Raw genomic sequence first — 26,771 nt, 5'->3', positions numbered from 1 at the left:
AGATACGGCTCATGCACCGCCCTGCTCGATCGCCCGCGTCAACGCGGCCAGCGTCGTGGCGCTGCCTGGCGGCGCCACGCCTGCGGCCACCTTGTGCAACATCGCGCGCAATGCTTCGGCGGTTTGCTCCAGCGTGCTCGCCGCCGGTGCACCCACGATCACGTGCGAGCGCACCGCCGGCGTCGACACGCCGGCATGCGCGCGACGGCGCCACGCGAGCCCCAGCGCGTCGGCCACCAACGCTACGTGGCCGAGGCCCAGCGCGCAGGCGGCGGCGCCGAGCCGGTAGGCGGCATCGCCTGCTTGCAGCGCTTCGCTCGGATCGGCTTTCTCGGGCTGATCGGCGGCGCGGGCGTGCTCGGTCAAAGCGGAGATCGATGCATCCGCTGTTTGCAGAAAATCTTCGTAGGCATGCGCGTTAACGGTCAGCACGCCCAGTTCGCGCGTCGGCATAGCGTGTGCGGCGGTGAACGCCTGCGCCTGCGCGGCGCCTGCTTCCCAAAGCATTTCCGATGCCTGGGTGCCGGCGACGTGCCAATCGACCGTCAAGCCGTAATCGTGCAGCACTTCGACCTGATCGGCGTCTTCCGCCGCGGCGCCGAATAGCGCGTAGTCGCGCCACAACAGTGCAAGCGTCGCGCGCACCAGCGAGCGCGGCGCGCGCTGGATGCCGCGCGCGTGATCGGCCAGCGCGAGGTTGCAGCGGGCGTAGAAACGCCGCGCCTCGGTGTCCCCGGTGGCACGGCCGCTGACGCGCAACGCCTTGGCGCAGGCTTTCGCGAGCCGCCAGAAATCGTAGGGATCGGGGCCGGTGAGTTCGGTGAGGCAGGCGTCCAGTTCGTCGAGCGCGGCGTTTGTGGCGGCGAGCGCCGCGCCGCTGTTATCGGGCTGCGAGCGCAACACCGGCAGCAACGCACGCTCGTAGCGCGCCCGCAAATGGGCCAACTGATCGGTGGACTGGGCATGCAGCGACACCGGCGGCACGGGGCGCGCAGCCAGCGCGAGGTCTTCGAAGGCAACCGTGGAACCGGGCGTGTGCTGCGACAGATGCGCGCCGAGCGCGCGGTAGTGGGTAAACAGCGCTGGCGAACAGGACAGCTCGCGCAGATTGTGGCGCTCGAGGGCCGCGCGAAAATCGTTCAGCGCCGCGCCGAACGCGGGCCGCGCGCTGTCGGCGTCTACTGAATGGCCCGACGCCAGCGGCGACACCAGCACCAGCGCGTCGGCGAAACGCTGCGCGCCGAGCCAGCCGGCTTCGCGCAAGGCGTGGGACGCGCGCAGCAACGCCGCGGTGCTCTCGCCGTGCTGCTCGAACGCTAACAGCGCCTCTGCCAGCGCGAGCTCGGCGGAACGGACAGCGCCGCCGCGCGGATTCGGCAATGCATCGAAGGATTCGGGTGCAGCGGATCGTAGAGTCATGGGCAGGCGACACGAAGCTGACGGGCCGTCGCGAGCGCCGCACGCCGATTGATCGGCTAGCGCGCAAACTGGCGACAGAACAATGACAGACTACCGCTGCGACACGGCACAATCGAGGACGTTCCGCGTCGGCACGTGGGGTTGAACGGCTTGGGCGCACCGAATGTGTTCGATCCGACCGGCGCCGCCGCATGCACGGCACAACCTCAGCCGGCGACCGCCGACTATCCCCCGGACCTCAGATCTGGACCATCTCGAAGTCTTCTTTGCGCGCCCCGCATTCCGGACACGTCCAGTTGATCGGCACGTCCTCCCAGCGCGTGCCCGGCGCAATGCCTTCGTCCGGCAACCCGGCTTCTTCGTCGTAAATCCAGCCGCAAATCAGGCACATCCAGCTTTGATATTCCATTCTTGTGTCGCGTCGTAGAGTCCGTTGAAACGGGAGCCATGATGGTACCGTGTTGCCGCCCCAATGCCTAGCAATCGGAAAAGCGCCCAATCGCGGCGTGCAGCGGCTTCGGCTATGCCGGCTGGGTCGGCTTGCGCGGCGGTTGCGGCGCCTTGCCGCTGCTTGTGCGCAGCCTGGTGTGCTGCCTGCATGAGCCCGCCGGGCCGAGGATGCGAAAAAACGCCCCCGCGACGGTTTAGGCCGCATAATTGAGCCGATTGCGCACCGGCTGCGCTTAAATAACGGTCCTTTTAGTCAATTTTCATGCCCAGCGACACGCCTCCGATCGTCCTCACCTTCGGCCTTTCCGATCCCACCGGCGGCTCCGGCCTGCAAGCCGACCTGATGACACTTGCCAGCATGGGGTGTCATGGCGTCAGCGTGCTCACGGGCTATACGGTGCGCGACTCGGCCAGTTGCGACGAAGTCACCGGGCTCGATCCGGAAGTCGTCGCGACCCAGGCGCGGATGCTGCTCGAAGACATGCCGATCGCCGCGTTCAAGGTCGGCGCGTGCACGCGCGCGGAAGTGGTGAGCGCGATCGCCGAGGTGGTCGCCGATTACGACGACGTTCCACTGATTCTCGCGCCCGACTTCACGCTCGACGACGAACATGTGCTCGCCGCCGACGAACTGCGCGAAGCGATCGCCGATCTGCTCGCGCCGCAAACCACGCTGCTGGTCGCCGACCATGCCACCCTGCTCGCGCTCGCCCAGCCGGATGGCGACGCGGAGGCGCCGAGCCTCGATGCAGCGATCTCGCACCTGCTGTCGCAAGGCTGCGAATACATTCTGTCGACGGAAACCGGCACGCACCGGCTCGTCAATACGCTGTACAGCGAAGACGGCCAATTGCGTCAGGACATGTGGGACCGCGGCACCCATCGCATCATGGGTTTGACCGATACGCTGGGCGCGGCGATTGCCGCGTTGCTGGCCAACGGCCAGGACCCGGCCGAAGCGGTTCGCGAAGCGCAGGAGTATCTGTATCAGGCGGTGCGTAGCGCTTTCCGTCCGGGCATGGGCGCGTATCTGCCGGATCGGTTCTTCTGGGCGCGCAGCAGCGACGACGACACGCCGCCGACGGCCGGCAAGGACGCTACGCCCGGCGAAGCACGGCATTGATTAGCCTGCGCGGTCCAACTTTCTTGCTCGCGCTTCGCTTCGACCGTAACGGCGCCGGATCAGCCACGCCCGGCAACGCCACCCAGGCGCTCTGCCGAACGAGGGCATAAAAAAACCCGCATTTCTGAACTGCACCCCAAATCGTTGGACGAATGTCCAACTTTGCGGGGTCAGTTCATTTCTGCGGGTTTTTTCTTTTGGGAAGCACGCCTCGCGGCGTGCTTCCCCATGTGCTTCCAACTGAGCCTCGAACGAAGCCCAACTGAAATTACATGTCCATGCCCATACCGCCCATGCCGCCGGGCATACCGCCGCCCATCGGACCTTCTTCCTTCGGCAGTTCGCAAACAGCTGCGTCGGTGGTCAACAGCAGGCCTGCGACAGAAGCTGCATTTTGCAGCGCCGTGCGCGTCACCTTCGTCGGGTCCACGACACCTGCGTCAACCAGGTCGACGTACTCGCCGGTTGCTGCGTTGTAGCCGTAGTTGCCCGTGCCAGCTGCGACAGCTGCCACCACGACGCTGGCTTCTTCGCCACCGTTCGTGACGATCTGGCGCAGCGGCTCTTCCATCGCGCGCAGCACGATCTTGATACCTGCGTCCTGATCGGCGTTAGCGCCCTTCAGACCAGCGATTGCCGTACGTGCGCGGATCAGTGCGACGCCGCCGCCAGCCACGATGCCTTCTTCCACAGCTGCGCGCGTTGCGTGCAGCGCGTCTTCGACACGTGCCTTCTTTTCCTTCATTTCGACTTCGGTCGCAGCGCCGACCTTGATCACTGCAACACCGCCAGCCAGCTTGGCCACGCGTTCTTGCAGCTTTTCACGGTCGTAGTCCGACGTTGCTTCTTCGATCTGCGTGCGCACTTGCTTCACACGCGCTTCGATCGTTGCACCTTCGCCTGCGCCGTCGATGATCGTCGTATTTTCCTTGCCCACTTCGATACGCTTCGCTTGACCCAGTTCAGCCAGCGTTGCCTTTTCGAGCGTCAGGCCGGTTTCTTCAGCGATAACTTGACCGCCGGTCAGGATCGCGATGTCTTCCAACATGGCCTTACGACGATCGCCGAAGCCCGGAGCCTTGACAGCAACCGTCTTCAGGATGCCGCGGATGTTGTTCACAACCAGCGTAGCCAGCGCTTCGCCTTCGACGTCTTCTGCGATGATCAGCAGCGGACGGCCAGCCTTAGCGACTTGTTCCAGTACCGGCAGCAGATCACGGATGTTCGAAACCTTCTTGTCGTGCAGCAGCACGAACGGGTTTTCGAGCACAGCAACTTGCTTGTCCGGGTTGTTGATGAAGTACGGCGACAGGTAGCCGCGGTCGAATTGCATACCTTCGACAACGTCCAGCTCGTCTTGCAACGACTTGCCGTCTTCAACGGTGATGACGCCTTCCTTGCCGACCTTGTCCATCGCTTCAGCAATACGGTCACCGATCGACGAATCGCTGTTCGCCGAGATCGCGCCGACTTGAGCGATTTCCTTGTTGGTCGTGCACGGCTTGCTGATCTTGCGCAGTTCTTCGATAGCGGCCGTCACAGCCTTGTCGATACCGCGCTTCAGATCCATCGGGTTCATGCCCGATGCAACGTACTTCATGCCTTCGCGGACGATCGACTGAGCCAGAACCGTTGCGGTCGTGGTGCCGTCGCCTGCGTTGTCGCTGGTCTTGGAAGCGACTTCCTTGACCATTTGCGCGCCCATGTTCTGGAGCTTGTCTTTCAGTTCGATCTCTTTCGCGACCGAAACACCATCCTTGGTGACCGTCGGGCCGCCGAAGCTGCGTTCCAGCACCACGTTGCGGCCCTTCGGACCCAGCGTGACCTTCACAGCGTTCGCGAGGATGTTCACGCCTTCAACCATCTTGGCACGGGCGGAATCACCGAATACGACGTCTTTAGCTGCCATCTTCTAACTCCTTGAATTCTTGGGATATAACCTGGGAAGTAGCGACCTGCGCTTACTTCTGCACCACGGCCATGATGTCTTCTTCGCGCATGACCAGCAGTTCGTTGCCGTCGACCTTGACGGTCTGGCCTGCGTACTTGCCGAACAGGACGCGGTCACCAACCTTCACGTCGAGTGCGATTTGTGCACCCTTGTCGTCACGCTTGCCCGGGCCGACTGCCAGGATTTCGCCTTGATCCGGCTTTTCCGCTGCGGCTTCGGGGATCACGATGCCCGACGCAGTCTTGGTTTCTTGATCCAGACGTTTGACGATCACGCGATCATGCAAAGGACGAAGGTTCATACATACTCCTCTCTTGATTGAGACTGAAGAACGCTGAGAAAACCCGGTTGGCTGAGCCAACCGGCGATGTTGTTAGCACTCTCGTGCAGCGAGTGCTAATTATATGGACGGGTGGTGACAAATTCAAGAAGGGATATGGGGCGGGTGTCGAGATTCGCTTAATTTTGAACTTTGTTCGCTTAAGTCTGAACCTTGCACCGCAGCAAAAACCTGACGAATTGCAGTAACTTCCTTTTAAAACAGGGCTCTACCCGTACGTTCTTGCCGCCGTCAAACTGGACATCGCTCACTCGCGAACAGGCTGATCGACGACCAAATTCCTCGAATTTTCTTTGCGATCGCTCGCCCAGGGAAATCCCTTAATCCACCGGCAGCCGAGAATATTTCGCTCCAACTTGGACACGATGGCCGTGCGGTTGGTGGAAGAGACGAGAGCGCTGTTGTTATGCTGGCGAAGGTGACGGCGCGCGAGCCAACTGGTCAGAACATTCTCAGCGGGCATCCCACGCAAGCCGCTATTGAAAACGAAGTCGGGAACTGAGAGATGGCCATTTGGAACTACAGCGATGCTTCTTGGGACCTCGGACGGGCGGTATCGCGGTGCGCCACATGTCTGTTTTGCCGATCCCCATTGCAAAGACTGCCTCCGGAATACCGCGAGTATGAGGAGAGCAATCTCGAAGTCGAGGTAACGCCTGCAGTCTGTCACTTATGCGGCTGGTGGACTCTCACTGTCATATATATGTAGCGCCAAAACTAATCAATGCATTCGCGTATGCCCCGAGCCGCTTCTCAAGGACGAGGCCGACTTCCCTCCCAGGCGCGCTGGATCAATGCTCTGAGTGGCGCTTGCTCCACCGGACGCGGATTCCAGTACGGATTCGACATCGCGACCTCGCACGCACGATCAAGGTCACTCTCACGCAGTCCGATCTCACGCAGACCACGAGGTACACCGAGTTCCTGGCTCAGGTCATACAGGCCGTCTGCGGCAGATTCCGCATCGAGTGCACGCGCAATTCGTGTCATTGCCTCCGCTGCGACGATGCTGTTGTAGGCGAGCGCATGTGGAAGAACAATCGCATGTGTCTCCGCGTGCGGAAGGTTGAACGTCCCGCCAAGTGTGTGGCAGAGCTTGTGATGGAGCGCCATGCCGACATTGCCGAGAACCATCCCACAAAGCCACGCGCCATAGAGACAATCACTGCGCGCCGTCTTGTCCGTGCTGCTCTTCTTCACGCCGCGCAGACCATTGGCGAGTGCGCGGATTCCCTCTTCAGCCATCAGCGACATGACCGGGTTTCCATCCTTTGCATACAACCCCTCGGCAGCATGTGCAATTGCATTCAGGCCGCTCACGAACGAGAGATGAACCGGCAAACCGACCGACAGCTCCGGGTCGTAAAGAACCGTTTTCGGCAGAACCCTTTGGTCACGGCCCGTCTGCTTGAGTCCATTCTCAGTTATGCCGTAGATCGGGGTCATTTCCGAGCCCGCGTAGGTCGTCGGAATAGCGATAATCGGCAGGGACGATTCGAGCGCGATGGCCTTGCCGAGACCAATCGTCGAGCCTCCGCCAATGGCCACCGCACAATCCGCGTCAACCGCCTTCGCGTACTCACGCGCCCGCCGGGCGTTCTCGATAGGAACATGCATCTGCGCCCCGTCGAAGACTCCCGCACTCGATGGACCGAGAAGGGACGAAACGATCTCGGCCTGCGCTCTCTGCTCCGGGGTGCACAGAACCAGCGCCCTGCGAGCGCCCAGCGTCTCAACTTCCTGCTGAATGAGCTTCATGCTGCCGGCGCCGAACACCACCCGCGAGGCAGGCGTCGTGTAGGTAAATTCGTACATAAGTTTCCCTTTCGTTCACCGACTCAAACGTAATCGACCTGGTGTCGCGCGATACGGCTGTCCCCAATGACCTGCTTGACGCGCAGATGCTCGGGATGTGACGCGTATGCATCCAGCGACTGCGGATCTTCAAACTCGGTGTAGAGCACGACGTCACAGGCGTAATCGACACCGCTCACGTCCATGCCGACTTCGAGCTTCGTTAGTCCGGGGATTTTTCCGATCAGACTTTCGAAGGCGCTTTTCACCAGTTGAGCCGTTTGCTTCTTTTGCTCGGGCGTCTCACCGCGAACATTCCACATAACGATGTGCTTAATCATGTCGATTCCGTGTTTACTAGTGATGCCCGCACGATCCATCCGGTTAGGCATCCGTATATGTAGCCGCTTTGCCTCGGATTGCCGGGCACTCTGCCATTGAAATTGACTGCGTCTCGGCCACACCATCTGGCTGCGCGTCCGGAATCCGAAGCTCAGGCCTTGTTCTTGTTGTACACATCAACAAAGACAGCCGCGAGCAACACCACCCCTTTGATCACCTGCTGGTAGTCAACGCCGATACCCATAATGGACATCCCGTTGTTCATCACACCCATGATGAAGGCACCCACTACCGCGCCGACCACCCTCCCGACACCGCCAGAAGCGGACGCACCGCCAATGAAGCATGCAGCGATCACATCCAGTTCAAAGCCCGTTCCTGCTTTCGGTGTGCCGCTGTTCAGGCGGGCCGCGAAAATGAGGCCGGCCAATGCGGCCAGAACACCCATATTCACGAAGGTGAGGAAACTGATCGTCGGAACACTGACGCCTGACAGTCTGGCTGCCTTCGCATTGCCGCCCACCGCGTAAACACGACGGCCAACGGTGGTGCGATTCATGACGAACGTATAGACGCCAATCAGTACTCCCATGATGACGAGAACCGTCGGCAGGCCGCGATAGGAGGCAAGGATGTAGCAGAAGAAGACGATCAGGGCCGTGAGGATGACGTTCTTCGCGATGAACATCGAGAACGACCCGCTATCCATACCGTATCTGGTTGCGCTCGCGCGGTGTCGAAGTTCGATCACGAAAAACAATGCGCCCACGAGAATTCCAAGCAGGATGGATGTGATGTGAAGGCTCTGCCCATGAAAGACGTCCGGAATGAAGCCGGAACTGACCGTAGCGAAAGCGTCCGGGAACGGTCCAATGGACTGGCCCTGCAGCACGAGGTTCGTCAGCCCGCGAAATACCAGCATGCCGGCCAGCGTGACGATAAACGACGGCATCCGCCAGAACGCAATCCAGTAACCCTGGACGGCTCCGATCAGCGCGCCGGTGACTATACAGATGACGGTGGCCAGCACGTAGTTGACATTGAACTGCACCATCAGCACCGCTGCGAGCGCGCCCACGAGCCCCGCGGTCGAACCGACCGAGAGATCGATGTGGCCCGCAACGATCACCATCAGCATGCCGAGGGCCATGATGACGATGTAGCTGTTCTGAAGTACCAGATTCGTCAGATTGAGCGGCTGCATCAACACCCCGCTCGTCGACACCTGGAAGAATGCCATGATGACGATGAGCGAAATCAGCAGCCCGTACTCACTGGCGCCGCGCTTGAGCGCCCGAACGATTTCGCTATTTTTGACTCCGGCGTCCTGCGGCGCCGCCGGCGAGAGTGCCTTACGCATTTTAGATGCCTCCATTTCGCATGATTGCCCGCATGATCTTCTCCTGCGAGACCTCTTCCGCGGTGAACTCGCCGACGAAGCGGCCTTCGTTCATGACATAAACGCGATCGCACATGCCAAGAAGCTCCGGCATTTCCGAAGAAATCATGACGACGCACTTACCCGCTTCAACCGCCTGATTGATGATGCTATAAATCTCGTACTTCGCTCCCACATCAATGCCGCGTGTGGGCTCGTCCAGAATGAGTACTTCGGGTTCCGAAAACAGCCACTTGCTCAGCACGACTTTCTGCTGATTGCCGCCAGACAGATTGGCGACCACATGTGTTACTCCCTGGGCGCGGATACGGAGCTTCTTCAGGAAATCCGCCGCGACCGATATTTCTTCGTGTTCGTTGATCACCCCGAGTTTCGACACGCCTGCGAGGTTCGCCAATGTGATGTTTCGCTGGATGTTGTCGTCAAGGACCAGGCCGTTTCCTTTACGGTCTTCGGTCACATACGCGAGACCCGCCTTGATGGCCTTCTGTACCGACGACACGTCTACCGGCTTTCCGTGCATGAGCACGGTCCCGGAAATATCCTGACCGTACGTTCCGCCAAAGACACTCATGGCAAACTCGGTCCGCCCGGAGCCCATAAGACCGGCGATACCGACGATCTCGCCCTTTCGCGCCTTGAGATTGACGCCCTTGATGACGGCGCGCTCCCGCTGGGTCGGATGCTGTGCGCGCCAGTCCCTGACCTCGAAAATCACGTCGCCGATATTCGGAACACGCTTCGGATAACGGTCGGACATCTCACGGCCGACCATCGCCTTGATGATGCGGTCTTCGCTCACACTTTCGGCCTTGCAGTCGAGCGCATCGACAGTCGAGCCATCGCGGATGACCGTGATGCCATCGGCAACCCGTGAAATCTCGTTGAGCTTGTGCGAAATGATGATGGACGTCACGCCTCGCGCCTTCAGCTCCAGCAGGAGATTGAGCAGCGTGTCGCTGTCCTTTTCGTTGAGGCTTGCCGTAGGCTCGTCCAGGATCAACAGACGGACCTCTTTCGACAATGCCTTGGCGATTTCTACAAGCTGCTGCTTGCCGATGCCGAGCGTGCCTACGGGGGTATCGGGGGAGTCAGTCAGACCGACCTTCGCCAGCAGTTCCTTCGCCTTGGACCGGGAGCCCTGCCAGTCGATAACGCCCCGCCTCGACTGCTCATTACCGAGAAAGATATTCTCGGTAATCGAGAGCATGGGCACGAGTGCGAGTTCCTGATGGATGATGATGATCCCCACCTCCTCGCTGTCGGAAATATCGGAGAACGCACGATCTTCACCGTCGTAGACCACATTGCCCGCGTAAGAGCCGTGTGGATAGACGCCGCTCAGGATCTTCATCAGCGTCGACTTACCCGCGCCGTTCTCGCCGCATATGGCGTGAATCTCGCCTTTGCGGACTTTAAGATTGACGTTATTCAGGGCTTTGACCGCGCCAAAGCTCTTCTGAATTTCGCTCATCTCCAGAATGGTTTCCATCGTCGTATTCCTCGGGTCGGTCACGTGCAATACGTGTCTGTGTGGTGCCGGCTGCAACTACACGTCCGGCACCCACGGAAGCCAGAACTTCGTTACTTCAGCTGCGCCTGCGTGTAATACCCGCTATTGACGAGCTCCGACTGCCAGTTGTCCTTGTCGACGAGTGCGGGCTTCACGAGATAGGTCGGAACGATCTTGGCGCCGTTGTTGTAGCTCTTCGTGTCGTTCACAGGCACGGGCTTGCCTCTCAGCGCGTCGTCCACGATATCGGCCGTGATGCTGGCCAGCTTGCGCGTATCCTTGAACACGGTCGTGGTCTGGTCGCCGCGTATGATTCCCTTGACGTTCTGCAGGTCCGCGTCCTGTCCCGTGACGACCGGCATCGGCTGTTGCGCCGAACCGTAGCCAACACCCTTGAGCGAAGAAATCACACCGATCGCGATGGCGTCGTTCGGCGTCCACACGGCATCGAGCCGGTTGTTGCCATAGAAGGCGCTCAGCAGATTGTCCATGCGGGACTGGGCCGTGGCGCCGTCCCAGTTGCGGGTGGCGACTTTCTCGAATGGCACCTGCTTGCTGCGAACGACGAACTTCCCGCTGTCGATATAGGGCTTGAGCACAGACATGCCACCGGCGTAGACCATATGCGCGTTGTTATCGTCCGACGAGCCACCGAAGACCTCGATGTTGAAGGGGGTCTTGCTGCCCTTCTTCTGCCAGGCGGTGACGATGCTCTGGCCCTGCAGGACACCCACGCCGTAGTTGTCGAACGTGGCGTAGTAGTCAACGTTCTTGGTCTGGCTGATCAGGCGATCGTACGAGATGACCTTGATGCCCTTCTGTTGTGCAAGCGCCAGAGCGTCGGAAAAGGTCTTGCCATCGATCGGGGCGATCACGAGCGCCTTGACGCCCTTGGCCAGCATGTTCTCGACCTGGTTGACCTGAGTCGGCACGTCGTAGTTGGCGTACTGGAGATCGGCGGAATAGCCCTTCGCTTTCAGCGCGTCGACCATGCTCTTGCCATCGGTAATCCACCGCGACTCCGTCTTGTCCGGCAGCGAAATCCCAATGACTCCTTTGTCCTGCGCGTAAGCGGATAGGGAAGCCGCAGACAGTGCAATCGAGACGGCCACAACCACCGCGACGTTTTTGATGATGCTCATCATTTGTCTCCTGATAAGGATTACATAATTTACTTCTGACTTTCGTTAGTCAGTTCTTGATGGCCGGCCCCGAAACGAGGCCAGCCGCTCACCTTCCTACTCGATAAAGACCTCTGCGCCGGCCTGCTTCGACGAAGCGAACATCGCCTCAATGACGCGGCTGATGTTGTACGCCTGTGTGGCGGGGATAACCGACGGCGTGCTGTTGCGAAGCGCGTCGAAGAATGCGTTCGATTCGCGGTCGAAGTAAACCGGGTTCCCGATTTCCGCAATGTCGGGCGAATATTCGGTCTTCTTCGTGGCCCAGATTTCGGGGAAACTCGTTTCCTGCCATTCGGTCCATCCTTCCGGATGGGCGCCCTTGCCCGCGTCGTAGATCTTGTAGCTCGACGGCAGCGAACGGGAAGACATGATGCCTTCGGTGCCGTACGCCGTGATGTCCCAGCTTTCCGTCCAGGGCAGCACGTCCCACGACATGAAGTCGATGACAACGATCTTGTCTTCGTAGTTCAGCACGGCGCCCGCTGCATCCTCGCGCGACTCGTCGCCGTGGAAGTTCGGAAACTTCGTGATACGGGCATTGACGGATCGCGGCAGGCCAAAATGCAGCAGAATGCGGTCGACGAGGTGGCAGCCGATGACAAAAACGGCGCCGCCGATGTCGCCCGGCTGGGTCATATGAGCCGTTCCCGCCTCGTCATGTGAGCAGCCGCCGTGCGCACGCACCTGGACCACCTTTCCGAGGCGGCCGCTCTTGAGCGCCGCCTGCATGGCGTCAACCGACGGAGCAAAGCGCCAGCAGTAGCCCACCTGCACGAGACCGCCCGTACGCTCGACCGCTTCGACGATGCGTTTGGCGTCCGCGGAACTACGGCCTGCAGGTTTTTCGCACAGCACTGCCTTGCCGGCCTCGAGTGCCTCGATGGTCAGGTCGGCCATCTTCTCGCTCTTCGAGTGGACGAGTACGACGTGCACGTTGTCGTCGGCGAGAATGTCGTCTTTCGTGCGCGCTTCGAGGCCGAGCGCGTCCACGAACGGCTCGAGCAACGGACTGGTGTCCCACGCACCGAGCATCTTCGCGTCGGAACGACGCTGGATTGCCTTGACCCGACCGGACGTGTGCGGATGGGTAATGCCGAGGCACGCCACGCCTACCGTTTCGTTGGCATCAATCTTTCGCGTCATGTCTTGTCTCCTCCTGATTGCCAGTTACACCTTGACCGATTTCCCCGACACCGCGGACTCGAGTGCGCAGTCAGCCAGACGCAATGCCTTGAGGCCGTCCTGCACCGAAGTCGGCAGGGGTGCATTCGTACGCAGTGCCTCGACGAACGCTTCGAGTTCAGCCTTGTAGGCCGCTTCGTACCGCTCGAGGAAGAAGTTGAGGAGGGGTTCGCGGACATCGGTTGCCTCCTTCGTCCAGCGACGGATCGTCGAAGGCCGGAGGTTCTCCTGCAGGAGCATGCCTTTGGAGCCGGACACCTCCATGCGTTGGTCGTAGCCGTACACAGCCTCGCGGCAGCAATTGATGTGGCATTGCTTGCCCGAAGCTGTGCGAAGCTGCACCATGACCGTGTCGAAGTCAGAGAGCTCCGCCAGCGACGGGTCGACGAGCCGGCTCGCCATTGCCATCACTTCGACCGGCTCTTCGCCCAGTAGCCAGCGGGCCATGTCGAGGTCGTGAATCACCATGTCCCGGAAGATCCCGCCGGAGTGTTCGACGTAATCGCGGGGTGGCATACCCGGATCGCGACTGGAGATGACAACCTGGCGCACCTCGCCCACATCGCCTGCGTCGATCGCCTTGCGGAATGCCTGGGACGTCGGGTCGAAGCGGCGGTTGAACGCAAGCATCACACGACCGCCGAGGCGCTCGACCTCGTTCGCCGCTGCGAGCGACTTCTCCATGTCCAGGTCGATTGGCTTTTCACACAGCACAGCCTTGCCTTTCGCCACCGCTTGCAACATGAACGTGATGTGGGTGTCCGTCGGTGTGCCGATGACAACGGCATCGATGTCATCACGCTCGAGGACAGCCGAGGCATCCGTCGACGCTTCGCAGCCGAGTCGTTCGGCGAGCGAGGTGGCGGCCTTCTCAAAGGGGTCTGCTACGACAACCAGCTTCGCGTTCGGGCTAGCGGCAACGTTGCCTGCATGAATACGACCAATCCGGCCAGCGCCGAGTACAGCGATTCGAATCATGTGAGTCTCCAGAAGTACTTTGTGGTTTAAGGGCTTCAGGCAGAAGTCGCGCTTTTTGCCGAGAACTGAGCGATGGTGGTGTCGTAGGCGCGCTTTGCCATCTCGTCGAGCGGCAACTTCCGGTGCTTCTCGGAGATGAGCTCCACGCCGTAGTAAGGAAGCGTGCAACCTGCTTGTTGCAGGGCATCAATAAAGGCGGGACAGTCGCCGGCACCTTCGCCACAAAGCTGGCGGTTAAAGCTCGAGTCCTCAAACAGCGTTCCTTTAACCTGCGCGCCTACGTCATTCAGTTCTACTCCCTTGATGAAGCGCGCTGGGATTCGGGCGACCTCGCTATAGGGGCTGCCACCGCGTGCTACGTGCCAGTGGTCAACCATCAGGCCACCGTTGGGTTGGTCGGCGCCTTCAGCAATCTTCAGCGCGTCTCCGATGTTTCGGATGGGAGAAAAAGGCATAAATTCGATTGCGACCGTCGCGCCGACTGTCGCGACATCCTGGCAAAGTTTCGCGAATTCGTCGGTCATGCGCGCAAAGTCAGCCGGACTTTCGTCGAAGGGGCTCGCGCCGATTTTTAAATTGCGCATGCCAAGTTCGCCGCCCAGTTCGATGACACGGCGACGGAAACTGTCCGATTTGGCACGCGCCTCGCCGTCGAGGTACCAGTCCATAAGAATTTCGAGCTCGAAGTTCTTCATGCCCGTGTCGTCCAGAATATTCTTGACGCCGGAGAGCCCGTATTTCTCCACGCTGTACTCGAGGTCATCGAGGATGAGGCCGATGCCGCTCCAGCCAGCACGCGATGCCGCTTCGCAACGGTCTCGCAGCGGGAACGGACTGATTTCGGCCGGTCCACACGGATAGACGTCGCCGGCAATAGTCCAGTACGCAGCCAGCAGTTCGATGTCTTTGGTGCTCATTTCAGTTTGCTCCTGCAATTCAAGACGGTTCAAAATGTTCGACGAAACTTGGTGCTGCATGCAGCACAGTCATGCGATTGCCCGCGCCGGATTCGTGGAAGTTGCCAGAGTGAAATCCCAGGTCACTGACCAGAAGGGAGCTGAGAAGCCGAGCTCCCATGCCGCGCCGAGGTCGTCAATCTTGTTGAATTCGGCAATCAGTTCCCGCTTCACGCCGAAAACTGCGTCCTCGGGGAGATAAGGGCAATCAGGCGTGAAGATGTGGGTAATCACAGGGTCGTAGCCCGGCGCGGTCACGATGAAATGCAGATGCGCCGCACGGTTCGGGTGACGGCCCATTGCACCGAGGAGTTTCCCGACCGGCCCGTCCGAGGGAATCGGATAGTGGCGCGGCTTGACGGACCTGAACCAGTACCGGCCTTCTGCATCCGAGGTAAATACGCCACGCAGATTCGATTCCGGCTGAATCCCCTTTTGCTGGACGTCGTAGAAGCCATCGTCATTGGTCTGCCAGACTTCGAGCTTCGCGTTCGCGATAGGTGCGCCCTCGATGTCCGTCACACGCCCTGCAACGACCAGAGGCTCACCTTTTCCGTCGAGGCAGATGTTCGTGCCGTTCTCATATTCGGGTGCATTCGCGACATAGAACGGGCCGAGAATCGTATTCGGTGTGGCCCCGTTCGGCCGACGATGATTGATCGCGTCAACAAGCATCGAAACGCCGAGGATGTCCGACAGCAGGATGTACTCCTGTCGCCAGTCGGTGCACATCTGACCGGTTTCAGTCAGGAAGCGGATCGCGGCAAACCACTCTTCGTGCGTCGGCTCGATTTCCTTCACCGCCGCATGCAGATGCTTGACCAGAGTCGTCATGACCTGTTGCAGCCGCTCGCCGGCATTCTGTCCCATGCGAGCGTTGACGACGTCGGCCGAGCGCGCTTCATCGAAATACGGTGATGGGGATGGCGAAACAGAGGGTGCTGCATGTTGCATGGAGCGTCTCCTTCAATGTTTTCGTACAGCTTTGAGACGAGTCTATATTCCTCGAAGCCGGCAAAACAGAGCTGAAAAGGGAATCTCTTTCGTGCAAGGTGGGAAAGTGGGAAGGGCCGGCAGGTTGACTGTGCCGCGCGACCGTCATGCGGTCCAGTGCCGCTCGTACTCGTTCTGCTGGAACCGCTCGACAAGTGCGTCGATAAACAGGCGAACCTTTGCCGGCATATGAGCGCGGGTCTGGAATGCAATGTTCATCGTGAGCCGGGGCAGGTCCCAGTCATTCAGCACTGGAACCAGGCGGCCCGCCTTGAGGTCGTCGTACACAATGTACTTGGGCTGCACGAGAATGCCCATGCCGTCGAGCGCGGCGACCCGAAGTATCTGGCCGTCGTTGGATTCAAGAAGAGGCTTGATCTTGACGAGAACCGATTCGCCTGTGCGACAGAATGCGAGCTCCCGCGGATTGTCGGCGAGTGCGTAATTCAATACCTTGTGCCTGACCAATTCTGCCGGGAAGCATGGCAAACCATTTGCTTCGATGTACGAAGGAGCCGCAACCAGTATTCGCCGCGTTGCGGCAAGCCGCCTGACCGTTATGTTGCTGTCCGCCTCAAGAACCTTGGTTCGGATTGCGACGTCAATGCCATTTTCGATGATGTCATAGTAGCGATTGGCTGCCACAACATCCACCGTGACGTCCGGATAACATGCCGTAAACTCACGGAGCATAGGCGCAATATGCAGCATGCAGAACGAAAGCGACGCGGTAACGCGAAGCACGCCACTTGGCCGTACGATCGCTTCCTTGATGACCGACTCAGCTTCGCCGAGGTCTGCCAGGATGGACTTGCAGCGCCGGTGAAATTCTGCGCCAGCCTCCGTGAGATAGAGATTCCGCGTCGTCCTGCGCACCAACTGGACACTCAGTCGAGTCTCCAGCGAGATCAGGTAGCGGCTTGCTGCGGAGATGGAGAGGTCCACAGCCTCCGCAGCCCGACTGATACTGCCCGTCTCGGCAACCTCAACGAATAGCTGTAATTCTTTGAACTGGTCCATCTGCTTGCACCTTCCCACCTTTCCTCAAGCTCACGCAGCACGACAGTGCACGCAGGCGAGCGCCATCGATAAGTACGTCCAACCAGCCACTTCCCGCACGCAGCAGATCATAAGCCAGAAAATCTATCGACGGGAGACACGAAACACATCAAAAACACATCAATATTCGGAGTTACCCTGACCTGGCCGTGAATTTGTGCCGTGTTGCGTGGCAACGTGTGATCATTTACTCATACGCAATGTGAACGATCTGCTGACAGTCGAACAACGGGATCCGCTGCCTGACGTCCGCCGCATCACGCGTCGGGCAGCAGTCGCCCTGCTTCTGAAACATGGCATCCGTAGCTGGTGCTGGGATATCATGAACCATCAAAAGAACATCAAACACGAGGCCCAGGAATGGCTCACCGCTTTCTTATAAAGGAGATAGCTCTGCAGGCAGGGCTCGGAGTGGCAACAGTCGACCGGGTGCTGAATGGGCGCGCTCATGTTCGCGAACACACACGCACGCGAGTCGAGCAAGCCATCAAGGAACTCGAAAGACAGGAAGTGCAGTTGGCGAGCGCCGGTCGGAAGCTCGTAGTCGATGTAGTCGTAGAAGCCCCTGCACGCTTTTCTGACGAAATCAAACATGCACTTGAAGCAGAATTGGCCGCGTTGCGCCCGGTCGTCTTTCGGCCGCGTTTCCTGATGCGCGAAACGATGACAACGGCTGAGGTACTCGAAGCTCTTCGGTCAATTGGACGCAGAGGAAGCCATGGGGTTTTCCTGAAGGCGCGCGATGTTCCCGAAATTGCGGAGGCAATAGGCGAACTACAGCGCCGCGGCATTCCAGTGATCACGATCTTCACCGATATCCCGTTGTCCCGTCGCGTCGCATACGCGGGGCTGGACAATCGGGCCGCCGGCGCCACTGCCGCATACCTTCTTGCCTGGTTATTAGGTCCGCAGCCCGGTAACATCCTGATAACGATGAGCGACGAACGCTTCAGGGGCGAGGAGGAACGTGAAATAAGCTTTCGACGCGCGCTGAGGAACCGATCTCCACAGCTTACGTTAATTGACGCCAGTGGCGGCCACGGCCTTGACACGCCCACGGAAGAACGAGTCCGCAAGGTCCTCGCCGCACATACCCGTATCGCTGCGGTCTACTCCATGGGAGGTGGAAATCTCGCCATTCTCCGAGCACTCGAAGCTCAACAGCAATCACCGCTTTGCTTTATCGGGCACGATCTGGACAAAGACAACGTGCGCCTGCTGCGCGAGGGCAAGGTGCAAGTGATTCTATATCACGACCTGCGCCAGGACATGCGATCGGCGTGCCAACACATCATGCACTTCCACAAGCTCCTGCCAGCGTCTGCCGTATCGCCCTCCTCATCGGTCGTCGTCGTGACGCCCGAGAACATTCCAGAGCATATAGCGAGCCGGTTTCGTTCATAACGATGTTGATGGAGGCAATGTTTAAAGCGAGCGGGGATCGGGTTGCGACTGGCCGCCTCCTGTCGGCTCCAAATCTCGCGGTCGAACCTCGCTCGCAAATCGTCTGGCGCGAAGTCAGCCTTCGTCGGGCGGGAACGGTTAGATGACACGGAAAAGTGCGCCCGCCCCAGCCGAGGTTCGAGATACAAACTGTCCCGAACCCCTTCCACGCGCCCTAGAACTGGTGGGCGATACCCGCGATCACGCCGAACTGGCTCTTGCCATAGTTCGGGTTTGTGCTGGACGCGGCGCTGCTCACCGGGTCGTTATTAGTGTTCGCGCCATACAGCCCGCTGTCTAGCCCAAGATTGGACGTTGAACTATTCCGAACGTAACCGAGCTCGGTATAGAGGAGCGTCCGCTTCGACAGCGAATAGTTCGTGCCCAGTGTGTATAGCGTCGCGTTACCATTGCCGTGATTGGCGTTTGCGTGATACACCGCACCGGTGATCGAAAGCGCTGGCGTGGTCTGCCAGATGGCCCCAATCCATTCGTGATTGACTGCTGTCGGCAGCGATGTGCCTGACGGCAGCGTTGTCGGAGTGGCCGTACCAAAGTATCCTGCATTGGACGCGTTGGGTGCGCTGAGGTGCTGATAGCCAATATACGCAACGACGGGGCCAAACGCGTAGGTCGCACCCGTAAGGATAGAGCGCGAGGCCAGGTACACATTGCTGAACTGGCCGTTGGGATCGCGGACCTCATCATATGTGGCCTGCCAGAAAAGGCCGCCTGTCTGGTACGACAGCTTGATGCCGTCCGATCGCCCCTGAGCGCTACCCAGACCGCTCGATGAGCCCAACTGGCCCGGCGCGCTTCCCGGATTCCCGGAGTTCCATTTCGTCGAGTTCGTCAGGTCGTATTGCCCCTGCAGCGTAAATCCCGCGACCTGCGGCGACAGATACTCAATACCATTACCCGCCTGCGAAAAGATCCGGCCACGCACCAGCGTACCAATCGCATACTTCTTCGTCTGCTGCGGGTCGACATCACCCGAATACTGACTTATTTCGGCCGAGCCCATGTTGCCAAACTTCAGTTGACCCCATGTGTCATTGCGCAAACCTACAGTCGCCTGCCCTTCGAAGAAGCTGCCGTTGGCCAGGCTACCGTTTTGTGTGTTGAGGCGAGACTCAAGGTGGAAAACAGCCTGTGTACCGCCTCCGATATCTTCGACACCTTTGAGGCCGAATCGCGACTGGGCCCATCCGCCACTCTGTGCGCCGAACACGTGCCCCTTCGGCAAGCCAGTCTCGTATTGAAGCCCGTTGTCTACGATGCCATACAACGTGACGTTGCTTTGCGCACTTGCCGACGCCGCTGCCGTCATTGCGAACAGCCCAAACAGAACCTTTCTCATCACATCTCCTCTATTTATGTATGTAGTAGTACTATAGTAGTACTACTATATTAATCACCTGCCTGGTGAAAATCCGATCGCGGCGACTTGATATTGGCGGCAGCGCCTGATTATTCGGTAATGCAAAAAACTGGGCCAGTGCCCGTCATCAATTGCGCGGAAAGCGCGTTTCCCACATCCGTTGAAGAAGTGGCTGCATCGTTGCCGCCTTCATCGCATTCGGATCTCGGTTGGGAGTGCGGAGCGCAAATCACTCGCAGGGAGACGCCGCTCTCTTCCGGTTCCGGTCAGAGCACCTCAGGCATGCCGACTGTCCTGCGTCTTCACTTACGCTTGCTTGTTGTAGCCGCTCGTAGTCCGACGATAACTTGACCAAAGCGGTTGCTGACCGCGTCCGCTGAGTGCGCTTCATCGAAGTACGGGGGATCTCGAAGCAGAGGGCTGCTTGCGGCATGGCGCGTCTCCGTCGTTGTTCTGGTGTAAATTTGGCCCGAGTGTATATCCGTCAACGATGGAGACACAGAGCCGAATGGGGAATCTCTTTCGTGGAAATCGGGAAAATCGAAGGCTGCCAAGCGCTATCGGTGAAGACCAAAGCGCTACCCGCTTGTCCGATGTTCCGAGGAAGCTGATATGTGCACAGCGATGCTCGGCAGTGTTAGGGCGTCGCAGTGGCCATTGGTCACCGTAGCGCGTCGAACGGCATAACGCACAGCCTCACTAGTTCAGCGCGAATTGCGCCGCTACGCACGGCCAATCTGCGACACGGTGTGCTCGTGCACGTGTAAAGGTCCAAGGCTGGGTCGAGTCCGAAATCGCGAGCGAAGCATGGTGCCGGCGCAACGGTTCGACAAATTCCGGGACGATGAAACTACGGTGGCGGATTTTGATCGCATGGCGTATTGGCACAAAAACAGTGGACGTGCTCGCTTGACATTCGCAGCCAAAGCCGAACGCTAACATCGCGATCCGAGCCTCGCCGCACACTGGGCTTTGACAATGGCATTCACTGAACGGCACAGTCCTAGCTCCGCAGGGCGACGGAAGAAAATCCCGTCGCCACTGCGGAAGTTGGCGCCCGTTAATGCTTGAGACAGGTGTCCAAGGTGTCGGCCGTGCAAATATCGATGCCGGTATACGTGGGGTCCGAAACCTTCTTTCCTGATGAAATTTCCTGGAGCATCAGAATCGCCTTTGCACCCATCTCATACGGTCTCTGCCCCACATTGCCGTTACTGTAGCCATCTTTTAGCTGCTTCAACTGCATGGGCAGCGTGTCCGCAACAAGAACGACGAGCTGCTTTGACTTGATCCTCGGAAGCACCGATTGTACGGCCTGGCGGTACGCGTTATCCGACCACTGGGTGAACGCTCCAGTCGATACAAACGCGTCCAGCTGACTTCCATACTTCGTCAGAATATCCGACAGTTGCTGATCCGCTTTTGCGCTGTCGTCGTTCGTGAAAAGCGGACACCCGTCGACCTCTGTCCAGCCATGTTGCCCCGTCACGCGGTTTCCAGGCGGGGTGCTGCCATGTGTGCCAGCCAGCGTGTCTCGAATCCCCTGCAGCCGTTCATTGTGGTTCGCGGCTGCAGCCCCGCCCGACTGCAGACAGATCTTGCCTCCCTGCGGTTTCATTTGCTGCAGAAGCTTCGCCAGATTCACACCGATATCGTAGTTCTTCGTCCCCACGTAGGCCTGCCGATATGACTTGTCTTGCGGGAGAAGATCCGAATCCCAGGTAATCGTCGGAATGCCAGCCTCCTGCGCCGCCTTCAAGGCACGTGCGATCGCCGGCGCATTTGCAGGTGACACCGCAATACCCTTGACGTGACGCGTAATCAAATCCTGAATGATTTGAATCTGCTCCTGCTCGTTGGCCTCCGATGGCCCAATATAGAGGCATTTCCCGCCCTTCAACTTGTCGGTTACGCTGTTGCATCCGTCACGAGCCAGGTCGAAGTAGGGATTGTTCATTGCTTTGGGAACTAGCGCATAGACATCCTCAGCGCGGACAGTGAGCGACTGGACGCACAGGGCAGCCCCGAGCGCCAGCAGCGGCAACAATGCTTTTTTCATCGTGCACTCCTCCATAATTTTATTAAGAATCCGTCGAGTCAGTCACTCGACTTGCGACGCAACTTCTCCAGCATTACTGCAAGAATGATGAATCCGCCGAGGAACGTGCCCTGCCAGTAGGGGTCGACGCCGGCCAATAAGAGGCTGTTGCGGATAACCTCGATTAACGCTGCGCCGATCGGAGCGCCGATGGCATAGCCGATACCACCGGCTAGATTTGCGCCCCCGATAACAGTCGCCGCGATCACTTGCAACTCAATTGATAGTCCTAAGGCGTTCGTTACCGAGCCAAGCCAACCGACCATCAGAAAAGCGGTGATGCCTGCTGTAAGACTCGACAGGACGTAGACCGAGACGGTAAGTCTCTCAATGGGGATGCCGCACAGCTTCGCCGCCGCGGCGTTTCCGCCGAGCGCGAAAACATGCCGTCCCCATGCCGAGTAGCGGTACACCAGGATAAAGACCACTGTCATGATCGCCAGCACCCAGGCGGGGTTCGCAATGCCCGCCGTCGTTCCTCCTCCGATTTGAAACAGAAGTGCCTGATCAGGTCCAAACTCCCAAAAGAGCTTGTTGTTCGAGAAAACCAGAGCGAGCGATCTGGCAATCGCGAGCATCCCGAGTGTTACAACAAACGACGACATGCGGAAATATGCAATCAGCACCCCGTTAACCAGACCACACACTGTCGCGGTCAAGAGACACGCTGCTAGTCCGATCCAGATCGAGTGCCCTCCAGCCATTACTATCCCAAGCACAATTCCTGAGACGCCCATCACCGAACCGATCGACAAATCGATGCCGCCGGTGATAATTACGGTCGTCATACCCAGTGCCATGATGCCTGTAAAGGCAAAATTTCGACTCGTGTTGAAGAGGTTTTGTGTCGACATAAACTTGTCGCTCACAAAGCTCATTACGAAGCAGACGAGCAGCATAGCCAAAAAGACCCACACTGGCTGAGCATGTGTAATGGACTGTAGAAAGCCAGACTTTCGCCGTTGGACGATGGCGCTAAAATCATCAATCCTCGCTGCGGATTGCTTGTTCATCATAATTTCCTCCTGGATCGCTGTCAGGCCGATTCGATCGCACCCGTGATCAGCCCTGTGACTTCTTCAGGCGAACTTGAGGCGATGCTCTTATCCGCAACTTTCCGACCGCGACGCATGACGAGAACGCGACTGCAAACCGCAAAGACGTCGGGCATGCGGTGGCTGATCAAGATCACCGTGTGATTCGTGTCTCTGAGCCGCTCGATCAGGGCAAGGACTTCGGCGACCTGTCGAACGCTTATGGCTGCGGTCGGTTCGTCCATGAGAACGAGCTTCGGATTGGAAAGACGAGTACGGGCGATTGCCACAGCCTGGCGCTGCCCGCCCGACATTCTCCGTACGAGTTGCCACGGGCGAGTCTCAGATTTCAGTTCCGCAAAAAGTTCGGCTGAGCGTTCGGCCATGGCCTTGTCGTCCAGGATGCTGAACGGGCCAACTTTGCGCTTCAGTTCACGGCCGAGGAAGACATTTCCGGCGGCCGTCAGGTTATCGCTCAGCGCCAGATCCTGATAAACCACCTCGATACCTTTGTCTCTGGCATCGATTGGCCGATTGAAATGGCAAAGCTCGCCGTCCACAGAAATCTGACCGCCGGTCGGCGAAAAGTTGCCGGCAATCATTTTGACGAGCGTAGATTTTCCTGCGCCGTTGTCTCCCATGAGGGCGACTACTTCACCCTTTGCAATCGAACAGCTGACGTCCGAAACGGCTTGAATCGCGCCGAAGCTTTTCGATACATTCCTTAACTCGAGAATAGCCATAGACCACGTCTCCTGATTTTGTAAACGTCACGGCATCAAGGCCGTGATCCTTCGGTGACTTAAGACACGTTGAGCCAACTCCTCTCTCGCGAGGAGCGAATGGAAGTGTCGATAACCTTTTTAATCTCCCGTACTTTGCGAGAGTCCTGTCCAGTCATCGGCCCGCCTGCGATCGCCTTCAGGAAGTCAGCGACCTCGATTATTTTCAAATCGTTGAAGCCGGGTTGATGACCGGGCGCAACGATGAAATTGCCGTAAATCCTTCGCTGATCTGATCCCGCGTGCGTAGGGCAGAAATTGCCAATCGCGCTAACGTCGCGATTGGCAATCATGGAACGGGCCAATCGCAGAGCCAGCGGGTCGCCCCTTAGTCGACCTTTATCATTCGTCCAGTTCTCACGGATTCCACTGCGCAATCCGCAAGCTTCAATGCCTGACGGCCATCCTTCGGCGTGACCGGCATCGGCAGACCGTCGCGCAATGCCGTAAGGAACGCTTCGAGTTCGGCCCGATATGCGTCGGCATAGCGCTCAAGGAAAAAGTTGAGCAAGGGTTGCCGAGACTCGGTTTGCTCCGCCGTATATCGACGCACGGTTGTAGGCCTCAAATTCTCGTTCAGCAGCATTCCCCGCGAGCCGAAAATTTCGAACCGCTGATCGTATCCATAGACGGCTTCCCGGCAGCAGTTGATGTGACATTGCTTCCCAGACGCCGTTTGCATGATCACCATCAACGTATCGAAGTCGTCGAGTTCTGAGAGCGTGCTCTCCACGACCCTGCTCGCAACAGCCATCACCGACACGGGTTCTTCACCGAGCAGCCATCGCGCCATGTCGAAATCGTGGATGGTCATATCTCTGAAGATTCCGCCCGAATGCTTCAAATAATCCAGCGGCGGCAGCCCGGGGTCTCGGCTCGAGATGATCACCTGTCTGACGTCGCCAATATCGCCCGCGTCGATGGCACGTCGAAGCTCGATCGAGCTAGGATCGAAACGCCGGTTGAATGCCAGCATCACCCGCGCCCCCATTGCTTCCAGTTCTGCCACCGCGGCGTCGGCGCGCTTAATGTCCAGATCCACCGGCTTTTCGCAAAGCACAGCTTTCCCCGCACGCGCCGCAGCCAACATCAAGTCGACGTGCGTGTCGGTTGGCGTGCCAATGATCACAGCGTCTACATCTGCACGCGAAATTGCGTCCAGGGGATTCGAAACCGCCTCGCATCCAAGTTGTTCTGCGAGCGACCGAGCGACATTTTCGAATGGATCAGCTACCACGACTAACGACGCGTGCCGGCTAGCAGCAGCGTTTGCAGCATGGATTTTGCCGATTCGTCCAGCGCCCAATACGGCAATGCGAGTCATACCATGTCTCCAATTTGATTGACGGTCGCCGGGTCCGACCGGCTAGGCACATCGATGCAAAACTAACTTTCACCAGGTTTCTTGCTGCCATTCACACGCGACTGACAGTCGTGCGAAACGGGTCAATCCGTCATTCGTCGATGTGGCAATGGGGCGGCGCTCTGGTGTGACAGGCACTTAATGTTGCATAATCTATATTATGCAATTTTTGTTGCGTGTCAAGGTTTGCGTGCGCCTTCACCGATCTTCCCGAGGTCGCCCGGATCAGCCGAGATGCCCTTGCGACAAGGCTTTTCCTCGCCAGGCAGCGCGATCTGCAAGGTGAACCGAGGGAAAACGATAGGTTCCATGATTCACCGCACGGTGTGTCTTGCGGCACGAGTCGATCCGTTGGTTCAAATCGTAAACACTCCGTTCTGTTCGGCAACTTCACAATCTCTATTTAATAGGTTGTACGAAATTTATATGCAGTGAGCCGACCAATTCGGCATCTTTTCCGGCATCGCTACCAGGTTTCAAACCGTTGCCGCAAAGCGTGTTTGCGTCGGCAATGGAACCTGGCCGATCTCCAACAATCTGCGCGAGACTGCAATCAGACGACTCACCCTGTCTGGCGCATGCTGATGAGCAGTCATGTTGCCCGTTTGCTCCATACCGTCATGGCGACGCCGGCACACGACGTAACCACACCTGCTCCGAAGATGGCCTGGTACCCCAGCCCTGACGCGATCAGACCCGCAAGCGGGCCCGTTACGAAATAGGCGACATCCTGGAAAGCGGTAAAGGTTCCTATGGCGATGGCCCGGCTGTGCGATGGCATTCGCTTCACGGTCATCGATCCGAGCGCCGGAAACATCAACGAACATCCCACTCCTGTCACGGCTGCACCCAATACGGCGACCGCACTATTGGACGCCAGGCACATGATGAGTTGGCCGACTGCCTCGACACACATCGATCCCAGTGCGACCCGATACCCGCCCAACCTATCAGGCAACGAACCGAGCAACAGCCTGACCAGAACGAAAGAAAAGCCGAAACTTGATAAAGCCAGCCCCGGATTTGCCCATCCCCGCGCAACGAAATAAAGGGAAACAAAGGAGCCGATTGCAGCAAAACCAAAACCTTGCAACGCGAGGGTTATCCCGGGGCGCCAGACGACTCCGAGTACCTCACGAAAGCCGCTGCGATGCCCCCCGCTGGCCGGGACCGCTGAAAGGGTAAGCACCACAATGCACGCAATCAACGGCAGTCCAATCATTGCGACGCCGACCAGAGTGAAGCCTCCGATGTGAACTAGTGCCATGCCGCATGGCGCACCTACTGCAATCGCGCCATATAGCGCCATTCCGTTCCACGCCATCACCTTGCCCGAGCGCTGCGCACCCGCCAGGCCGATTCCCCAGGTCAACGCACCTGTGATGAGCTGACTTTCTCCCAAACCCGAAAACACACGACTGACCATCACGCACACCAGTTGAAAAACGGGTGCCCCCGTGACCAGCGTTGCACCAGCGAATACCACGCCGGCAGCCGAGCACGCCAACAAACCCCGCAACATCGACCTGCGGGCTCCCAAATGGTCAGCCTCACGTCCGGCATATCCGCGCGTGAGCAGTGTCGCAAGAAAATGCGCGCTTACAGCCGTACCGGCAATGACATCGCTGAACCCGAGCAGTCGCCCGACGAAAATAGAAACGACCGGCAACAGGGCGCCAAAGGTAATCCCGCAGATAAAGACCGCCGCACTGAGGCAAAACACGCTGCGTCCCACCGCAGTCCCGGGAGTCTTGGCAGTCACCGCTGTAACGGGTTTCGAATTGCAATTCATAAGAGGCTGCTTCCCGATTGAAAACGGTCTCCTCGTCGACCGCTGGCGTCGGGCAGTTCCCGGACAGGTTCACTTGCAAGACCATGCCCGGGATTCTCCCGTTACGAAAGTCAGCAGTACCGCCCAGCATATTTCAGCAAGGCGCCAATGATCTTGGGATGGGTTACTGTCATCTCTGCCTCCTCATCTCATGGA

At 58.7% G+C, this 26,771-nt stretch carries 24 protein-coding genes; 3 read left to right on the top strand and 21 right to left on the bottom strand.

Features of this window, described 5'->3' with window-relative positions:
- Window positions 1-9: 9 nt before the first annotated feature.
- Both AC3WLT_RS15220 and AC3WLT_RS15215 read right to left on the bottom strand, forming a co-directional pair.
- Window positions 10-1,419, bottom strand: coding sequence for a FimL-related protein (locus AC3WLT_RS15220; protein ID WP_492592541.1), 1,410 nt, complete (start codon window positions 1,417-1,419; stop codon window positions 10-12).
- 238 nt (window positions 1,420-1,657) lie between these two features.
- A complete protein-coding gene (locus AC3WLT_RS15215; RefSeq protein ID WP_006047743.1) occupies window positions 1,658-1,828 on the bottom strand; it encodes a rubredoxin in 171 nt (56 codons plus the stop codon).
- Between the two features lie 303 nt (window positions 1,829-2,131).
- On the opposite strand from AC3WLT_RS15215, the gene AC3WLT_RS15210 reads away from it, so the two are divergent.
- A complete protein-coding gene (locus AC3WLT_RS15210) occupies window positions 2,132-2,992 on the top strand; it encodes a hydroxymethylpyrimidine/phosphomethylpyrimidine kinase (protein WP_492592540.1) in 861 nt (286 codons plus the stop codon).
- A 268-nt stretch (window positions 2,993-3,260) separates the two neighbouring features.
- Here the strand turns inward: AC3WLT_RS15210 and groL are convergent, their stop codons facing one another.
- The 12 genes from groL to AC3WLT_RS15150 form a co-directional block, all read right to left on the bottom strand.
- A complete protein-coding gene (gene groL / locus AC3WLT_RS15205) occupies window positions 3,261-4,901 on the bottom strand; it encodes a chaperonin GroEL (RefSeq protein WP_492592539.1) in 1,641 nt (546 codons plus the stop codon).
- 52 nt (window positions 4,902-4,953) lie between these two features.
- Window positions 4,954-5,244 carry a co-chaperone GroES gene (gene groES, locus AC3WLT_RS15200; protein WP_007178996.1) on the bottom strand — a complete coding sequence of 97 codons (291 nt, stop codon included), beginning with the start codon at window positions 5,242-5,244 and terminating at the stop codon, window positions 4,954-4,956.
- A gap of 792 nt (window positions 5,245-6,036) precedes the next feature.
- Window positions 6,037-7,098 (bottom strand): maleylacetate reductase, encoded by a 1,062-nt coding sequence (locus AC3WLT_RS15195; RefSeq protein ID WP_492592538.1) that lies wholly within the window; start codon window positions 7,096-7,098, stop codon window positions 6,037-6,039.
- Window positions 7,099-7,121: 23 nt separating this feature from the next.
- Complete coding sequence (locus tag AC3WLT_RS15190; protein ID WP_154872768.1) at window positions 7,122-7,418, bottom strand: Dabb family protein; 297 nt, start codon at window positions 7,416-7,418, stop codon at window positions 7,122-7,124.
- 152 nt (window positions 7,419-7,570) lie between these two features.
- The gene (mmsB, locus tag AC3WLT_RS15185) at window positions 7,571-8,779 is read right to left on the bottom strand and encodes a multiple monosaccharide ABC transporter permease (RefSeq protein WP_492592537.1); all 1,209 of its coding nucleotides are present in this window, start codon (window positions 8,777-8,779) and stop codon (window positions 7,571-7,573) included.
- 1 nt (window position 8,780) lies between these two features.
- Window positions 8,781-10,310 (bottom strand): multiple monosaccharide ABC transporter ATP-binding protein, encoded by a 1,530-nt coding sequence (mmsA, locus tag AC3WLT_RS15180; protein WP_492592536.1) that lies wholly within the window; start codon window positions 10,308-10,310, stop codon window positions 8,781-8,783.
- A gap of 92 nt (window positions 10,311-10,402) precedes the next feature.
- Complete coding sequence (chvE, locus tag AC3WLT_RS15175) at window positions 10,403-11,473, bottom strand: multiple monosaccharide ABC transporter substrate-binding protein (protein ID WP_492592535.1); 1,071 nt, start codon at window positions 11,471-11,473, stop codon at window positions 10,403-10,405.
- Window positions 11,474-11,569: 96 nt separating this feature from the next.
- The gene (locus AC3WLT_RS15170; RefSeq protein WP_492592534.1) at window positions 11,570-12,658 is read right to left on the bottom strand and encodes a Gfo/Idh/MocA family protein; all 1,089 of its coding nucleotides are present in this window, start codon (window positions 12,656-12,658) and stop codon (window positions 11,570-11,572) included.
- Window positions 12,659-12,682: 24 nt separating this feature from the next.
- The gene (iolG, locus tag AC3WLT_RS15165; protein WP_492592533.1) at window positions 12,683-13,675 is read right to left on the bottom strand and encodes an inositol 2-dehydrogenase; all 993 of its coding nucleotides are present in this window, start codon (window positions 13,673-13,675) and stop codon (window positions 12,683-12,685) included.
- 35 nt (window positions 13,676-13,710) lie between these two features.
- Complete coding sequence (locus tag AC3WLT_RS15160) at window positions 13,711-14,592, bottom strand: sugar phosphate isomerase/epimerase family protein (RefSeq protein WP_492592532.1); 882 nt, start codon at window positions 14,590-14,592, stop codon at window positions 13,711-13,713.
- Between the two features lie 69 nt (window positions 14,593-14,661).
- Window positions 14,662-15,585, bottom strand: coding sequence for an intradiol ring-cleavage dioxygenase (locus AC3WLT_RS15155; RefSeq protein WP_492592531.1), 924 nt, complete (start codon window positions 15,583-15,585; stop codon window positions 14,662-14,664).
- Between the two features lie 144 nt (window positions 15,586-15,729).
- Entirely contained in the window at window positions 15,730-16,644 is a 915-nt protein-coding gene (locus AC3WLT_RS15150) for a LysR family transcriptional regulator (RefSeq protein WP_492576688.1), read from the bottom strand.
- Between the two features lie 241 nt (window positions 16,645-16,885).
- Here AC3WLT_RS15150 and AC3WLT_RS15145 point away from each other — a divergent pair, with 241 nt between their 5' ends.
- Together AC3WLT_RS15145 and AC3WLT_RS15140 are read left to right on the top strand one after the other, a co-directional pair.
- Window positions 16,886-17,065: a hypothetical protein gene (locus AC3WLT_RS15145; RefSeq protein WP_492592530.1), complete on the top strand. Its 180-nt coding sequence runs from the start codon at window positions 16,886-16,888 to the stop codon at window positions 17,063-17,065.
- Complete coding sequence (locus AC3WLT_RS15140; protein WP_492592529.1) at window positions 17,044-18,087, top strand: LacI family DNA-binding transcriptional regulator; 1,044 nt, start codon at window positions 17,044-17,046, stop codon at window positions 18,085-18,087. The genes AC3WLT_RS15145 and AC3WLT_RS15140 overlap by 22 nt, the downstream gene beginning before the upstream one ends.
- Window positions 18,088-18,301: 214 nt before the next feature.
- Here AC3WLT_RS15140 and AC3WLT_RS15135 read toward each other — a convergent pair whose 3' ends face one another.
- The 7 genes from AC3WLT_RS15135 to AC3WLT_RS15105 form a co-directional block, all read right to left on the bottom strand.
- Window positions 18,302-19,486 carry a porin gene (locus AC3WLT_RS15135; RefSeq protein WP_492592528.1) on the bottom strand — a complete coding sequence of 395 codons (1,185 nt, stop codon included), beginning with the start codon at window positions 19,484-19,486 and terminating at the stop codon, window positions 18,302-18,304.
- A 1,081-nt stretch (window positions 19,487-20,567) separates the two neighbouring features.
- Entirely contained in the window at window positions 20,568-21,566 is a 999-nt protein-coding gene (locus AC3WLT_RS15130) for a sugar-binding protein (RefSeq protein ID WP_492592527.1), read from the bottom strand.
- Window positions 21,567-21,604: 38 nt separating this feature from the next.
- On the bottom strand, window positions 21,605-22,618 hold the full coding sequence (locus AC3WLT_RS15125; RefSeq protein WP_492592526.1) for an ABC transporter permease: 1,014 nt from the start codon (window positions 22,616-22,618) through the stop codon (window positions 21,605-21,607).
- Window positions 22,619-22,641: 23 nt separating this feature from the next.
- Window positions 22,642-23,382 carry an ATP-binding cassette domain-containing protein gene (locus AC3WLT_RS15120; protein ID WP_492592525.1) on the bottom strand — a complete coding sequence of 247 codons (741 nt, stop codon included), beginning with the start codon at window positions 23,380-23,382 and terminating at the stop codon, window positions 22,642-22,644.
- A gap of 59 nt (window positions 23,383-23,441) precedes the next feature.
- Window positions 23,442-23,714 (bottom strand): hypothetical protein, encoded by a 273-nt coding sequence (locus tag AC3WLT_RS15115; RefSeq protein ID WP_492592524.1) that lies wholly within the window; start codon window positions 23,712-23,714, stop codon window positions 23,442-23,444.
- Window positions 23,715-23,749: 35 nt separating this feature from the next.
- Window positions 23,750-24,745, bottom strand: coding sequence for an inositol 2-dehydrogenase (iolG, locus tag AC3WLT_RS15110; RefSeq protein WP_492592523.1), 996 nt, complete (start codon window positions 24,743-24,745; stop codon window positions 23,750-23,752).
- 631 nt (window positions 24,746-25,376) lie between these two features.
- Entirely contained in the window at window positions 25,377-26,576 is a 1,200-nt protein-coding gene (locus tag AC3WLT_RS15105; RefSeq protein ID WP_492592522.1) for an arabinose transporter, read from the bottom strand.
- Window positions 26,577-26,771 lie beyond the last annotated feature (195 nt).

The organism is Paraburkholderia sp. FW306-2-2C-D06C (assembly GCF_058781505.1).
Note: the sequence above shows the minus strand (reverse complement) of the source record. Positions and strands in the feature narration are given on the sequence as shown.

Coding starts and splice junctions, on each gene's coding strand:
- AC3WLT_RS15220 (WP_492592541.1), bottom strand. CDS start 1,419: ATGACTCTACGATCCGCTGCACCCGAATCCTTCGATGCATTGCCGAAT.
- AC3WLT_RS15215 (WP_006047743.1), bottom strand. CDS start 1,828: ATGGAATATCAAAGCTGGATGTGCCTGATTTGCGGCTGGATTTACGAC.
- AC3WLT_RS15210 (WP_492592540.1), top strand. CDS start 2,132: ATGCCCAGCGACACGCCTCCGATCGTCCTCACCTTCGGCCTTTCCGAT.
- groL (WP_492592539.1), bottom strand. CDS start 4,901: ATGGCAGCTAAAGACGTCGTATTCGGTGATTCCGCCCGTGCCAAGATG.
- groES (WP_007178996.1), bottom strand. CDS start 5,244: ATGAACCTTCGTCCTTTGCATGATCGCGTGATCGTCAAACGTCTGGAT.
- AC3WLT_RS15195 (WP_492592538.1), bottom strand. CDS start 7,098: ATGTACGAATTTACCTACACGACGCCTGCCTCGCGGGTGGTGTTCGGC.
- AC3WLT_RS15190 (WP_154872768.1), bottom strand. CDS start 7,418: ATGATTAAGCACATCGTTATGTGGAATGTTCGCGGTGAGACGCCCGAG.
- mmsB (WP_492592537.1), bottom strand. CDS start 8,779: ATGCGTAAGGCACTCTCGCCGGCGGCGCCGCAGGACGCCGGAGTCAAA.
- mmsA (WP_492592536.1), bottom strand. CDS start 10,310: ATGGAAACCATTCTGGAGATGAGCGAAATTCAGAAGAGCTTTGGCGCG.
- chvE (WP_492592535.1), bottom strand. CDS start 11,473: ATGAGCATCATCAAAAACGTCGCGGTGGTTGTGGCCGTCTCGATTGCA.
- AC3WLT_RS15170 (WP_492592534.1), bottom strand. CDS start 12,658: ATGACGCGAAAGATTGATGCCAACGAAACGGTAGGCGTGGCGTGCCTC.
- iolG (WP_492592533.1), bottom strand. CDS start 13,675: ATGATTCGAATCGCTGTACTCGGCGCTGGCCGGATTGGTCGTATTCAT.
- AC3WLT_RS15160 (WP_492592532.1), bottom strand. CDS start 14,592: ATGAGCACCAAAGACATCGAACTGCTGGCTGCGTACTGGACTATTGCC.
- AC3WLT_RS15155 (WP_492592531.1), bottom strand. CDS start 15,585: ATGCAACATGCAGCACCCTCTGTTTCGCCATCCCCATCACCGTATTTC.
- AC3WLT_RS15150 (WP_492576688.1), bottom strand. CDS start 16,644: ATGGACCAGTTCAAAGAATTACAGCTATTCGTTGAGGTTGCCGAGACG.
- AC3WLT_RS15140 (WP_492592529.1), top strand. CDS start 17,044: ATGGCTCACCGCTTTCTTATAAAGGAGATAGCTCTGCAGGCAGGGCTC.
- AC3WLT_RS15135 (WP_492592528.1), bottom strand. CDS start 19,486: ATGAGAAAGGTTCTGTTTGGGCTGTTCGCAATGACGGCAGCGGCGTCG.
- AC3WLT_RS15130 (WP_492592527.1), bottom strand. CDS start 21,566: ATGAAAAAAGCATTGTTGCCGCTGCTGGCGCTCGGGGCTGCCCTGTGC.
- AC3WLT_RS15125 (WP_492592526.1), bottom strand. CDS start 22,618: ATGAACAAGCAATCCGCAGCGAGGATTGATGATTTTAGCGCCATCGTC.
- AC3WLT_RS15120 (WP_492592525.1), bottom strand. CDS start 23,382: ATGGCTATTCTCGAGTTAAGGAATGTATCGAAAAGCTTCGGCGCGATT.
- AC3WLT_RS15115 (WP_492592524.1), bottom strand. CDS start 23,714: ATGATTGCCAATCGCGACGTTAGCGCGATTGGCAATTTCTGCCCTACG.
- iolG (WP_492592523.1), bottom strand. CDS start 24,745: ATGACTCGCATTGCCGTATTGGGCGCTGGACGAATCGGCAAAATCCAT.
- AC3WLT_RS15105 (WP_492592522.1), bottom strand. CDS start 26,576: ATGAATTGCAATTCGAAACCCGTTACAGCGGTGACTGCCAAGACTCCC.